We start from the raw sequence: 12,505 nt of genomic DNA, 5'->3' as shown, positions 1-12,505 counted from the left end.
TCCCGCTGGTTGAGTAGTTCCGCGTGCAATTCGCGGGACGTATCGAAACCAGCAATTTCAAGGTTGCTCTTAATTGGTGGTTTCGATACGCCTTCGGATAGTGCCTCAGGCTACTCAACCACCAGAGTATTTACCTCAATTCCGCGCCCGAATACCCCAAAATCTGCCTTGCCACCACGAGGCGATTGATCTGCCCCGTGCCTTCATAAATGTCGGTGATCTTTGCATCGCGGAACCATTTCTCGAGCAGGGATTCACGGCTGTAGCCCAGCGGACCCAAAACTTCAACTGCCTTCTGCGTGATCTTCGTACCGACATCCCCCGCCCTCACTTTGCTCATCGAAGATTCAAGCGCATTCGGCTTTTTGTTATCCGCCATCCAGACCGCCTTCAACACCATCAGCCATGCGGACTTGAGCATGATCTCCATGTCAATGACTTCGCGTTCGATGTTGGTCAATTTCTGGCGCGGAAGCCCGTAGCGGATCTCGACCCCGTTTTCCTTGAGTTTTTCTTTCAGGAATTCGAGCGCGGCTCGCGCCACACCCAAACCGGATGCGGCCACGAGAGGCCTTGTCGCATCGAAGGTTGCCATCGCGCCTTTGAAACCTGTTGTAGATTTTTCCACCGTGGGGCTGCCGAGAATATTTTCGAAAGGTACACGCGCATCCGCAAGGGAGATGGAAGCAGTATCACTGGCACGGATGCCAAGTTTGTGTTCCAGCTTGGTGACTTTCACGCCCGGAGTACCGCTCTCGACAACAAAGGCGCGCATGCCTGCACGTCCCGCAGACGGGTCAATGCTCGCCCACACCACAACGAAACCTTTCCCGAATTTTTCATATTCGGTAAAGGATTTATCCCCTGCAGTGACGAAGATCTTTTCACCGTTGATGACCCACTCATTGGTCTTTTCATCCAATACAGCGCGCGCGCGAATCGCGGACGTGTCCGAACCCGCGCCGGGTTCGGTCATGCACATGGCGGCGAAGGTTGGCTTTTCGTCATTGAAACGAGCCAGAAATTTGGCTTTCTGTTCAGGCGTACCAGCAGCCTGTACCGCCGCCGCGCCAAGCCCGCCTCCAGGAGTAATGAGGTAATATCCCACATCGCCCCACGAAAGCATTTCAATTTGCGCGGCAAGTTTCTGATATCCAATTGGAGGGCGTTTTTCCACGCCTTCTTTTGGCTTGTCGTCTGTTACGGTCAATCCGCCGCCGCCGCCCATCGAGCGCATGGCAGTGTGCATAAATTCCACATAATCCCATGGGATGGCATGTTCATTCTCGTCGAATTCGCGAGACGTGGAACGCATCATATTTTCAGCAACTGATTGCAGCATGGTCTGCATCTGGGCGATCGGTTTGGGAGTTTCAAAGTCAATGGTCATGATTCACATCCTTTACACAATAACCAGGCCGAGTAGCGTCGCAAATCCACGGCCATTACGCAGGAGCAATTCAACGGGGTTTTCGCGGATGTAACCGTGACCGCCGTAGATCTGCACACCGCGATCTGTGACCATCATCACCATGTCGGCGGCGCCAGTTTGGGCGAAGTAGGCAGCGGTGTGAGCGTCCTCTTTATTGTTATCAAGTTTCCACGCGGCTTCCCATGTGAGCAGACGCATGGCTTCGATCTCGGTTGCCATTTCCGCCAGCATGAATGCAATGGCTTGTTTTTGCGCGATCTTCACACCAAAAGCTTCGCGTTCTTTTGCGTAGTTTTTGGAATACTCGAACGACGAGCGCGCGACACCCACGGCGGCTGAGGCGGAGGCAATACGCATCGCAGACAGGACCAGCCCAAAGTCATGACCGGAAGCGCCGCCGAGTCGGCTGGCGGATACATTCTCGAGTCTGACGCGGTACATGGGCAGTGCATTCAACCCCATCACCTTTTCGCGATCCTCAGAAACATACAAACCCGCGCTTCCCTTCGAGACGATGAAACCTTGCGTGACGCCATCGAGGTTGGCATACACCATTATGGCTTCGGCGTCTTTGGCGAATGGGACAAAAATCTTCTCGCCGTTGAGGGTGTAGTTGTCGCCATCAGCCTTGGCGGATGTTTTGAGTGCGTTGGGGTCGAAGTCGAAACTCATTTCCATAAGCGCGGCGGTGTAGGGAGCCCAGTCGCCGCCGACGATCTTGGGGAGATATCCCTGCTTCTGTTCCTCACTTCCGCCAAGCAAAATGGGCGTGGCGAAAAGTGATGGCGCAAGCACAGCCAGCGCGCCTGCCAGATCGCCGTAAGCCATCTCTTCGAGCGCCAGAACGCCAGTGACCGCACTGCGTTCACCAAATCCCCCGTAGGCTTCGGGGGTGGATGCCTGCAAAAAGCCAAGCTCCCAGCCTTTGCTGACAAGTTTCTTCTGCAGGTTACAGCTTTCTTCAGCGTCGTGCGCGGCGGGACGCAAATCATTTTCGGCGTACTTCCCCACTGCGTCGATCAACATCTGTTGTTCTTCATTGGGTTCGAATGAATACATTTGTCTTCTCCTTTCGCGTTTTTGAAACGCCGTTGGTCGAGCAGGGCAAAGCCCGCATCGAGACCACATATTTCATATATCCATGCAGTTGGTGGTTGTGTAGTCGCGCTTCGCGCGACTACACAACCACCGTCGTCTACTTCAACAATCCTTTCAAGAACAGGTCCGCATACTCATCGGCGATCTGCTCAATGGATTTGCCGCCATTGGGGCGATACCAGGTCAGAGTCCAGTTCATCACGCCCATCAGTGCGCGGACCGCCATGCCCGTGTCCTTGCAATTGAAAACCTTTTCGCGGACCCCCTCGTTAAGCACATCCCGCCACAGCACCTCAAATGTGTCACGGTGAGGAACATGGCGGACATGGGATTTTTTATCGAGGGAGCGATGCTCGAATAACAGGACGGCGGTCAGGTCGGCGTTTTCGGCGAGCACGGAAAGGTATCCACGGATCATCTGCCTGAGTTTTTCATCTGCGGGAATAGCTTGGGAGGAGATTGCGGCGATATGGTCAGTCAACATGCCAAGGGCGCGGTCAAGAAGCGCAAGCAATATCTCCTGCTTGGATGCAACATGGTGATACAAACTCGCTTTTTGCAGGTTGACCGCCTCTGCAATGTCAGACATGGATGCGCCATGAAACCCCTTCCGGCGTATCACCTGTGCTGCGGCGTCAAGGATGCTGTCTCTGGTCACATGCTCTCCTGCCCTACCGAACGGTAGGTAGGGACAGTGTACACTGATGACGGCAAAGAGTCAAGAGAGGCGCCCGGGCTTCTGATCACTTGGGTCCGCATCCGGCAATACCGAGCAGCTATTGGAATGCATTGCGGATTTTTTCGGCGTATTGACACCACTATACCCTCATGGTAAACTACCGTCCGCTTCGTTAGTTGGTCCCGTGGTGTAGCGGCCTAACATGCGGCCCTGTCAAGGCCGAGATCGCGGGTTCGAATCCCGTCGGGACCGCACCAAGTCATTTTGACAGCAGCGCCCTTGAATTAATATCAGGGCGCTGCTGTTTTTATGATTTCGAAGGTGCCTGTATTCAACGGTATAATAATTTATAGTAGAATTATATCCGCCGGGGCGATGGCGGAATCGGCAGACGCAACAGACTTAAAATCTGTCGTTGGCAACAACGTGAGGGTTCGACCCCCTCTCGCCCCATACATGGTCATTGCAGCACTCGCACAGGATGCCGCAATGATATTTTCATCATAAGGCAGAAATGTTTTTTACACGCCAACAACTTGAAGAGATCGAAGACAAAAGCCTTGCGCCCTATGGGATGCGGAGCAGGGACACGAGGGGACGCGCCTATCTGGACGGTGAGCCCGAATACCGCAGCTCCTTTCAACGCGACCGCGACCGCATCCTGCACACAACCGCATTTCGCAGACTGGAATACAAGACCCAGGTCTTTATCAACTTCGAAGGCGACCACTTCCGAACCCGCCTCACCCACACACTGGAGGTTGCCCAGATCGGCCGTACATTGGCCCGCGCCTTGGGCGGGAATGAGGACCTCGTCGAAGCCATTTGCCTCGCCCATGATCTTGGCCACTCCCCCTTTGGACATTCCGGTGAAATCGCGCTTGCGCGGCTGATGAAAGACTACGGCGGATTCGACCACAACAAACAATCCCTGCGCATCGTCACGGAACTGGAACAGCGCTACCCCGAGTTCCCGGGGTTAAACCTTACCTGGGAAGTGCGCGAGGGAATAGTCAAGCACGAATCAGAATACGACATTTCGGACGCACGGGATTACAGTCCCGATCTTCGCGGCAACCTCGAAACGCAGATCGCCAACGTTGCCGATGAACTTGCCTACACCACGCATGACCTTGATGATGGCCTGCGCTCTGGAATGATCAATCCGCAAATCCTCGAAGGCGTTGCCCTGTGGGAGGTCCTGCGCGAGACGTTCAACTGGCGCGGTGCAGTTCTGGGCGATATGGAACGGCATCGCATGATCCGTCACCTTGTCGGCACCATGGTCACTGACATGCTTCAGGCAACCAACGCCCGCATCAAGGATAGCAAGGTCAACACTGCATCAGATATCCAAAAACTAAAGCACAACATTATCGGCTATAGCGAAGAGATGCAGCGGCGAAACCGTGAGTTGAAAGACCTGCTTTACACCAAACTCTACCGCCACTACCGCGTGGTGAGGATGCAGGTCAAAGCCGAACATATCATTTCGGACCTGTTCCATGCCTACCGAACCGAACCGGCCATGCTTCCCGACCATGTTCAATTTTTCATCGAAAAACGCGGACTGGAGCGCACGATTTGCGACTACATCGCAGGCATGACAGATCGCTATGCCATCGAAGAACACCAAAAACTGTTTAATCCCTTCGAAAGACCCTAATGGGTTAATCTTTGAAAGGGGGCGCACATCATCCAACTGCCCACTTTCCCAATTACAAATGCTGTATCTGTCATTAAGTAGAAAGGAGCAAGCCATGCCTCAACCCAACTATCTGACCCCGGAGGGCGAAGCGAAGTTAAAAGCCGAACTGAAGGAACTAACGGGTCCACGCCGCGTGGATCTTGCCGCCAGGCTGCGCTCTGCCATCCAAATGGGTGATCTGTCAGAGAATGCCGACTACCATAAAGCCAAGGAAGACCAGAGTTTCCTGGAGGGCCGCATTCAGGAAATTGAATCCATTTTACGCAACTCGATCATCATTGAGAAAACTCAGAGCAAGGGAATTGTCTCCATTGGCTCGCATGTCACCATTCAAGAGGATGGCTTTGACCCCGAAACCTACCACCTTGTTGGTCCCGCAGAAGCAGATCCGCGTAATGGAAAAATATCGCACGAATCCCCCATTGGCATCGCGATCATGGACAAAAAGGTCGGGGAGACTGCGGAAGCGGAAACCCCCGGCGGAAGGATCAAATTCAAGATCGTAAAAGTTGAATAAATTAATGAAAAAATCCCGTCCGAAAAAGGACGGGATTTTTTCATTAACCCTGACGGGGCCAGATGGCCAGTTCAAGAGTGATGCGTTCGAAATAACTATCGCCCGGCAATGGGCCTCGGCCGTATTCCAGGTCAACCACTGTGGCAAGCAACTGAAGGGTCGCGGTTTCAAGTAATACCTGTCCCTGTTGTTCAACCATCACCAGTTCGCCCTTCGGCTCCAGGCGCGAACGGATGGCAGGGTCGCCGAAAGCATGACGGGACATCAGCACTTTCGTGGCTGTCTTAATGTCATTTTTGTCGAAGAGCCAGATCTCCAACGCAGTTACCTTCTTCGGTTCGCCAACCCCAATGGCTTCCGCAACGCCGACACCGTATTCGCCCATGAACTCACCCGCCGCCGTATCAATGCTGAAGGATTCATCATACAGATCGTCACCCAGCACATAGGTGGTCATGGTCTGCGTAATGGGAGGAGCAAGCCCCAGGTCTTCAAAATTGGTTTTTTCAGTGTTCCGGCTTATCTCCGATGCGTGCATCACAGCGGTCACTTCCCCGCTGCCGCGCCTGCCTAGCAGTCGGAAGAGATACATGCCGGTGGCGGCAACCACACCCAGCAGGAGAACAATGCCGATGGCGATAAAACCGGTTCGAGCCACCGATGAGTTGCCTGCACTGTCGACAGCCGGCTGTCCGCCTCCGGTGGAGAGAACGCCAGTGATCACATCCCCGTAAATCCTGATGACGTTCGGGTCCAAGCTTCCAGGATTGGCTTGAATGTTGCTATAGGCTTGTTGGGCACCTGAGCCAAGATTCACCCAACGCTGGACGGCAAGATTCGGGTCTGAATTGACGCGGAAGGAGTCAATCGCCATGCGCAGATAATCTTCCTGTAGATCTGCGCGCAGGTAGGCAGGGGTCGCATCCTTGAATTCCTTTGTCTGCCACCCAATCAACAACCCCGCCACCAACCCCAAAATTACCGCAAGGATGGCAGCAAAGGGCAGTTTTTTCAACAAGGCAACGATAAACTGCATACAAGACTCCTTTGCTCGATTACTTTAGCCCGATTATACATCCTAATTTTCATCCCAGTATGGCAGAATGGTTAACGCTTCTCGAGCATCCATCAACCCGCAGTCTCTGGGACGATCTCTTCCAGCAGGAAGGACTCGGAGCAGTTTAGGCATTGCGCTTCGCGCTTATTCGCGATGACGAGCAGGCCATTGCACTTTGGACAAGGTCTGGCGAGCGGCTTTTTCCAGGAAGTAAAATCGCAATTGGGGTAATTCACACAGCCAAAGAACGTGCGTCCCTTGCGGGTCTTTCTTTCGACAAGATCGCCACCATCCTTCGGGCAGGAGACGCCGATCTTCTCCAGCCATGGTTCGGTGTAACGGCAATTTGGGAAATTCGAGCAGGAAATAAATTTTCCGAAGCGCCCATAGCGAATAACGAGTTCGCCGCCGTCGTCCGGACAGATGCGCCCGATCGGTTCAGGTCCGGATTTGGTGATGGGCATCTCGGCTTGCGCTTTTTTCACGTCCGCAGAGAACGGCTCGTAAAATTCGCGTATCGCGTCCGTCCAGGTCATTTCGCCATCAGCAATCTTATCGAGGTCCTCCTCCATGTGGGCGGTAAAGTTCAAGTCCACCACCTCGGGGAAATATTGCACCATCAAGTCATTGACTTGAATGCCGGTATCCGTTGGGATCAGGCGTTTCTCCTCGCGCAGCACATAACCGCGCTGTTGAATGGTGGAAATGGTTGGCGCATAGGTGGATGGACGTCCGATACCGTTCTCCTCCAAGGCTTGCACCAGCGATGCCTCGGAATACCGCGGCGGCGGTTGCGTGAAATGCTGTTCAGGGATCAGGCGCACCAGTTCCTGCTTCTGACCTTCGGCGATGCCGGCGGGAATCTTTACATTCTCCTCCTCGTCCGTTTTTACGTCCTCGTTTTTGGCTTCCTCATATACAACCAAAAATCCGGGGAATTTCACCGCCGAACCGGAAGCCCGCAGGAGATATTCATGTCCGCTTGTTTTGCCCGTGACCTCCACTTGCAGTGTGTCATAAACTGCCGATTCCATTTGCGAGGCGACAAATCTCTGCCAGATCAAACGATACAACTTGAACATGGCCGGGTCAAGAAAATCCTTGACCTTCTCCGGATCGCGCATTGCGGAAGTCGGACGGATCGCCTCGTGCGCTTCCTGTGCGCTGGCAGATTTGGTCTTGTAAACAGGCGCATCGGCAGGAAGATATTCGCTGCCATATTTTTCTTTTACATATTCGCGTACTTCATTCTGGGCCAGCGGGGAAACGTTCATTGAGTCGGTTCGCATGTACGTGATCAAACCTGTCGTTCCGCCTTCACCCACATCCTGACCTTCATACAATCCCTGTGCCAGACCCATGGTCCGTTTGGCGGTAAAACCAAGTTTACGCGAAGCCTCCTGTTGTAAGGTGGAGGTCGTAAAAGGTCCGAGAGGTTTTCGTCTACGCTCACCGCGTTTGACCTTTGTCGTTGCAAAAGCGGCAGTTTCAAGGTCGATCAGAAGCGGTTTTACCGTCGCCTCGTCCGTTAATTCGGGTTCCCTGTCATCCACACGAACCAATTTGGCAAGGAAGGATGATTTCAAGGTTTCGGGCTTAAACTCGCCGTGAATGGACCAATACTCAATGGGATTAAAATCATCGATCTCCCGCTCGCGATCAACGATAAGTCGGAGAGCCACTGATTGCACCCGCCCGGCTGACAGACGCCCGCGTACCTTCTCCCACAAAATCGGGCTGATGCTGTAGCCAACGAGGCGGTCCAGCACGCGGCGCGCCTGCTGGGCATTGACCAGATTCATGTTGATATCGCGCGGGTGCGAAAAAGCCTCCGCCACAGCCGGTGCGGTGATCTCATGAAAGACCACGCGGCGGGTGCGGGCAGGGTCGATCTCCGCCGCTTCCATCAAATGCCATGAAATGGATTCGCCTTCGCGGTCCGGGTCGGTTGCAAGGAATATCTCATCGGCTTTCTTCGCGAGTTTCTTGAGTTCCTTGACAACCTCCTTTTTTTCATTCGGCACTCGATACTTCGGCTCGAAATTATTTTCCACATTCACCGAAAGCTGGGACTTCAACAGGTCGCGCACATGTCCAACGGATGCGCGCACGGTATATCCTTTACCAAGAAAACGCCCGACTGTTTTTGCCTTTGCCGGTGACTCAACGATCACCAGTTTTCCGTCACGCACTTCCACCTTCTCAGGTTTCGGCGGCGGGGTCAAATCCGCATGGGCTTCTGTTTTCCCCATGCGGTATAGTTTCGTTCCGCAAACGGGGCAGATCCCCGTTGTCACAGGGGAGCTCTTGGCATTGAACCCTGCAACGGGGTCCTTGACCTCCCGTTTTGCCTTGCATTTCATACAATATGCTTCCATCAATCCTCCAGCGCGGAAAACCCTTCCCTTGCACGTACTCTAAAGAAGCGACTTAAACATTTTCGCGCAATTTTATTTTGTCCATTTCGCAGATTTATATAACACAAATCTATCCCGTAAGGGTACGGGATAGGGCATCATTCTACGCAATTTTTACGAATCAGGCAAATGGTTCCCTACAGGTATTTTTCCTGCCGGTGCTTTTTCAGGTGTTCCACCACATCGCGCACCTTCTGAGTCTGATCCGTTTTGCAGACCATAAGCACATCCCCGCCGTCCACGATGACCATATCATCCACGCCGATGGTCACGATCAGGCGCTCTCCGTTGCCGCCATAAACCAGTGTGTTGTGCGTTTCGTGCGCAAGGTGCAGGATGCTGTTCGTGGCCACATTCCCATTCATATCCGGCAGAAGCACTTCGAACAGGGAAGACCACATCCCCACATCGCTCCAGCCCAATCCGCCTGCCGGCAGCACAGTGACCCGTTCCGCATGTTCCATAATGCCGTAATCCACTGTCTCATTCGTAAGGTCGTGCCATATGTCCCGCAAAACGGAATCCTGCTCCGCTGTTCCCCATACAGATGAGATCTTGTTCAACGCGTCATTCAGCGCGGACATTTGCTTCCCGATCTCGTTTAGAATCACATCCGCCCGCCAGATGAACATGCCGCTATTCCACGAATGATCGCCGCTGCGAAGCAACTGCTGTGCGGTCTGCTCGTCGGGCTTTTCCTTGAAGCGCACCACCGTATAAACGGGATACTTATAGCCGCCATCCACGGGTTTGCCTTGCTGGATATAGCCGTACGCCGTGGATGGAGCCGTCGGCGTAATCCCGAGCGTCACGAGATAGCCGTCCTGCGCAACTTCAAATGCGGCGTTGAGCAGATAATGGAACAGGTCCACGTTGCGGACGAAATGGTCCGAAGGCAGGATCGCCATCGAAGCATTGGGATCGCGTTTCAATAAAACAGCCGCCGCCAAACCAACCACGGATGCGGTCCCGCGCGGCGCAGGCTCGATCAAATAATTTTCTTCGGGGATTTCAAGCGCCTGCTGCTTCATCTCGCGAGCCTGTTCCTCCACCGTCACCACCAATATCCGTTCAGGCGGGAAGAGATTCTTTAACCGCGCAACCGTGCTTTGAAACAACGTCTCCTGCCCAAGCAGTGGCAGTAGCTGCTTGGGGCGTTCCTTTCGTGATATGGGCCAGAGGCGAGTCCCGCCTCCGCCCGCCATAATGACAGCATATGTGTTTTTCATAATAGATAACTCAGATATTATAGTCCGCCTGCGCTTCGCGCACCGCGACATAATTCATGCCGCCTACCTGACGCACCATGCCCTTCAATTCCATAAGCGCAAGCGTAGCAGAAATTTTTTCAATTGGCAAGTCGGCCATGCTGCGGATCTCGTCCACATGCAATGGCTCGCTCCCCAGCACATTAAAAACACGCGCCTCGATCTCGTCGGCGGGCAGGATCTTTCGCGCAGATTTTTGTGCGCCGATACGGGTTAGATCAAGCGCCTGCATCAGGTCAGCGGGGGTCAACAACGGCTGTGCGCCTTTTTGGATCAATCGGTTGGTACCTTTGGATTGCGGCGCAAGGATGCTTCCGGGCACAGCAAACACTTCGCGTCCCTGTTCGGCGGCGAACTCAGCCGTGATCAACGCACCGCTCGTTTCAGCCGCTTCGACCACCACCACCGCCAAGGACAATCCCGAAATGATGCGGTTACGCGGCGGAAAATTGGATGCGTCGGGCGGCGTGCCCACCGCGTAATCACTGATGATTGCACCGCGTTCCATCATTTGTTCGGCAAGCCTGCGATGTTCCGGCGGATAGATCTTATCCACTCCAGACCCGAGAATACCCATCGTCCGCCCGCCCGCTTTCAGCGCGGCCTGATGCGCGATGGCATCCACACCCCGCGCAAGCCCGCTGATCACCGTCATCCCATTCGCCGCAAGAAACAAGGCGATTTCCTCCGTCACCTGCCTGCCATACGGTGTGACCTTGCGTGTGCCAACGACCGCCACGGCAAAGAGGTCGTCGGGCAGATATTCGCCGCGGATGTATAACACTGGCGGCGGCTGGTCTATTTCCTTCAAGCGGGTTGGATATTCTTCATCATCCCATGTCAGGACTTTGATTCCCTGCGACTCGATCTTCTCCCAGACTTTATCGAGGTTGACAGTTTCCCGCGCCGCGAGGACTCTTTCGATCACTTTTGAGCCCAAACCTGCCTCAACCAGGGAATCAGGGTCGGCATCCCAGGCGGATTCGAGATTGCCAAAATAAGCGACCAGCCCCTGCATACGGACTGCGCCGATACCCTTGATTAAGTTAAAGCCGATCCAGTATTTTTTATCGTCCATGGTGTATTCGGGATATGCGATTGGGGAATTGTATCACTCCCCCGATTTACGAATCCCGATTCTCGATCAATCCGTCAAGCAGATGAACTTTCATCATGCGGCGGGTCATATCCACATTAAGAATGACCGAGGGAATGGCGGGCAGAAGAATTTCCCTGCCATTTTCATCCCGAACGACATAGACATCGTTCGCGCCGGTTTCCAGAATTTCGACCAGTCTGCCGAGGGGATTGCCGTTATCTTCCACCACGTCCAGGTCAACCAATTCATACTTGTAATATTGACCTTCGGGGAGCGGCGGCACTTCCTTTGACCGGACGTACACCCACTGGTTACGGAACCGCCCAACAGATTCAGGCGTGCCATATCCGCGGAATTTCACCAGCAGCCCATCCCCATGTTCGCGGACTGTGTCAAATGTGACGGCCTCATGCTTTTCACCGATGTAAATCTTCCGGCCGGATTTGATGCGCTGCGGGAAATCGGTATGCACGTCCATGATGATCTCACCGCCGACACCATGCGGGCGGCGGAGGAATCCTATCGCCAAATAATCAGGCCCGCCTGACGGCGGGCCTGATTGCTTTTGTGTGGTCATTAAGGTTCCGTCACATCCAGCGTGGCCTGCTTGCCCTGGCGTTCCGCCGCCACCCGCAACAATGCACGAATGGAGTTCGCCACCTTGCCGCCCTTGCCGATGACGCGCCCCATGTCATCCTTTGCAACGCTAAGCTCAATGCGCACGCGGTTGCCGCCGCTCTGTTTCACGTCAACATCTTCGGGATGTTCCACGAGGGATTTGGCGATGTATTCGATGAGGTCTTTCATTATCACCTCTTTATACGTCATTGTGAGCGCGGATGAATACTGCGCTCGCAATGACATGGCCAGATTAGTCCTTGCGGGTCCTGACGGGTGCGGCGCGCTTGGCTTCGGCTTCGGCGGCTTCAGCGACCAGTTTTTCAACCGATTCGCCCTTCCTAAAGCGTTCAAAGCGCTCCGTCAAGCCGGCGGTTTTGAAGATCTGCTCCACGGAATCCGTCGGCAGGGCGCCGTTCTTCATCCAATGATAGATGCGGTCTTCCTTTAAGTGGATTGTCGCAGGATCGGTCCGGGGGTTGTACACACCCAAAATTTCCAAAAAGCGACCATCGCGCGGGGACTCCTTGTCCGCAGCCACCAGGCGGTACGTGGGTTGGCCTTTAAGACCAATACGACGCAAACGAATACGAACCATCTTAAACTTACTCC

12 protein-coding genes and 2 tRNA genes are annotated in these 12,505 nt (G+C 54.0%); 4 read left to right on the top strand and 10 right to left on the bottom strand.

Features of this window, described 5'->3' with window-relative positions; genetic code table 11:
- Window positions 1-130: 130 nt before the first annotated feature.
- From QY332_09970 to QY332_09960, 3 genes are all read right to left on the bottom strand, one after another.
- Complete coding sequence (locus QY332_09970; protein ID WKZ38255.1) at window positions 131-1,390, bottom strand: acyl-CoA dehydrogenase family protein; 1,260 nt, start codon at window positions 1,388-1,390, stop codon at window positions 131-133.
- 12 nt (window positions 1,391-1,402) lie between these two features.
- A complete protein-coding gene (locus QY332_09965) occupies window positions 1,403-2,491 on the bottom strand; it encodes an acyl-CoA dehydrogenase family protein (protein WKZ38254.1) in 1,089 nt (362 codons plus the stop codon).
- Between the two features lie 136 nt (window positions 2,492-2,627).
- Window positions 2,628-3,188 carry a TetR/AcrR family transcriptional regulator gene (locus QY332_09960; GenBank protein WKZ38253.1) on the bottom strand — a complete coding sequence of 187 codons (561 nt, stop codon included), beginning with the start codon at window positions 3,186-3,188 and terminating at the stop codon, window positions 2,628-2,630.
- Between the two features lie 199 nt (window positions 3,189-3,387).
- On the opposite strand from QY332_09960, the gene QY332_09955 reads away from it, so the two are divergent.
- From QY332_09955 to greA, 4 genes are all read left to right on the top strand, one after another.
- Window positions 3,388-3,461, top strand: a tRNA-Asp gene (locus QY332_09955).
- Between the two features lie 117 nt (window positions 3,462-3,578).
- Window positions 3,579-3,662: transfer RNA gene (locus tag QY332_09950), tRNA-Leu, on the top strand.
- A gap of 61 nt (window positions 3,663-3,723) precedes the next feature.
- Entirely contained in the window at window positions 3,724-4,875 is a 1,152-nt protein-coding gene (locus QY332_09945) for a deoxyguanosinetriphosphate triphosphohydrolase (GenBank protein ID WKZ38252.1), read from the top strand.
- Window positions 4,876-4,969: 94 nt separating this feature from the next.
- Window positions 4,970-5,434: a transcription elongation factor GreA gene (gene greA, locus QY332_09940; GenBank protein ID WKZ38251.1), complete on the top strand. Its 465-nt coding sequence runs from the start codon at window positions 4,970-4,972 to the stop codon at window positions 5,432-5,434.
- A gap of 43 nt (window positions 5,435-5,477) precedes the next feature.
- On the opposite strand, the gene QY332_09935 is transcribed toward greA, so the two are convergent.
- The 7 genes from QY332_09935 to rpsP form a co-directional block, all read right to left on the bottom strand.
- A complete protein-coding gene (locus tag QY332_09935; GenBank protein ID WKZ38250.1) occupies window positions 5,478-6,470 on the bottom strand; it encodes a hypothetical protein in 993 nt (330 codons plus the stop codon).
- A gap of 92 nt (window positions 6,471-6,562) precedes the next feature.
- Window positions 6,563-8,854 carry a type I DNA topoisomerase gene (gene topA, locus QY332_09930; protein WKZ38249.1) on the bottom strand — a complete coding sequence of 764 codons (2,292 nt, stop codon included), beginning with the start codon at window positions 8,852-8,854 and terminating at the stop codon, window positions 6,563-6,565.
- A gap of 191 nt (window positions 8,855-9,045) precedes the next feature.
- The gene (locus tag QY332_09925; GenBank protein ID WKZ38248.1) at window positions 9,046-10,137 is read right to left on the bottom strand and encodes a mannose-1-phosphate guanylyltransferase; all 1,092 of its coding nucleotides are present in this window, start codon (window positions 10,135-10,137) and stop codon (window positions 9,046-9,048) included.
- A 10-nt stretch (window positions 10,138-10,147) separates the two neighbouring features.
- Window positions 10,148-11,254 carry a DNA-processing protein DprA gene (gene dprA / locus QY332_09920; protein ID WKZ38247.1) on the bottom strand — a complete coding sequence of 369 codons (1,107 nt, stop codon included), beginning with the start codon at window positions 11,252-11,254 and terminating at the stop codon, window positions 10,148-10,150.
- 46 nt (window positions 11,255-11,300) lie between these two features.
- Window positions 11,301-11,852, bottom strand: coding sequence for a ribosome maturation factor RimM (gene rimM, locus QY332_09915; protein WKZ38246.1), 552 nt, complete (start codon window positions 11,850-11,852; stop codon window positions 11,301-11,303).
- The gene (locus QY332_09910; protein ID WKZ38245.1) at window positions 11,852-12,082 is read right to left on the bottom strand and encodes a KH domain-containing protein; all 231 of its coding nucleotides are present in this window, start codon (window positions 12,080-12,082) and stop codon (window positions 11,852-11,854) included. The genes rimM and QY332_09910 overlap by 1 nt, the downstream gene beginning before the upstream one ends.
- Before the next feature lie 64 nt (window positions 12,083-12,146).
- A complete protein-coding gene (rpsP, locus tag QY332_09905) occupies window positions 12,147-12,491 on the bottom strand; it encodes a 30S ribosomal protein S16 (protein ID WKZ38244.1) in 345 nt (114 codons plus the stop codon).
- Window positions 12,492-12,505 lie beyond the last annotated feature (14 nt).

It is taken from the genome of Anaerolineales bacterium, from assembly GCA_030583885.1.
Lineage (GTDB): Bacteria > Chloroflexota > Anaerolineae > Anaerolineales > Villigracilaceae > Villigracilis.
The sequence above is the reverse complement of the archived record's forward strand: the minus strand, read 5'-3'. Positions and strand labels throughout refer to the sequence as shown.

Bases quoted from the DNA above. Each gene is read 5' to 3' on its own strand.
- QY332_09970 (WKZ38255.1), bottom strand. From the start codon at position 1,390: ATGACCATTGACTTTGAAACTCCCAAACCGATCGCCCAGATGCAGACC.
- QY332_09965 (WKZ38254.1), bottom strand. From the start codon at position 2,491: ATGTATTCATTCGAACCCAATGAAGAACAACAGATGTTGATCGACGCA.
- QY332_09945 (WKZ38252.1), top strand. From the start codon at position 3,724: ATGTTTTTTACACGCCAACAACTTGAAGAGATCGAAGACAAAAGCCTT.
- greA (WKZ38251.1), top strand. From the start codon at position 4,970: ATGCCTCAACCCAACTATCTGACCCCGGAGGGCGAAGCGAAGTTAAAA.
- QY332_09935 (WKZ38250.1), bottom strand. From the start codon at position 6,470: ATGCAGTTTATCGTTGCCTTGTTGAAAAAACTGCCCTTTGCTGCCATC.
- topA (WKZ38249.1), bottom strand. From the start codon at position 8,854: ATGAAATGCAAGGCAAAACGGGAGGTCAAGGACCCCGTTGCAGGGTTC.
- QY332_09925 (WKZ38248.1), bottom strand. From the start codon at position 10,137: ATGAAAAACACATATGCTGTCATTATGGCGGGCGGAGGCGGGACTCGC.
- dprA (WKZ38247.1), bottom strand. From the start codon at position 11,254: ATGGACGATAAAAAATACTGGATCGGCTTTAACTTAATCAAGGGTATC.
- rimM (WKZ38246.1), bottom strand. From the start codon at position 11,852: ATGACCACACAAAAGCAATCAGGCCCGCCGTCAGGCGGGCCTGATTAT.
- QY332_09910 (WKZ38245.1), bottom strand. From the start codon at position 12,082: ATGAAAGACCTCATCGAATACATCGCCAAATCCCTCGTGGAACATCCC.
- rpsP (WKZ38244.1), bottom strand. From the start codon at position 12,491: ATGGTTCGTATTCGTTTGCGTCGTATTGGTCTTAAAGGCCAACCCACG.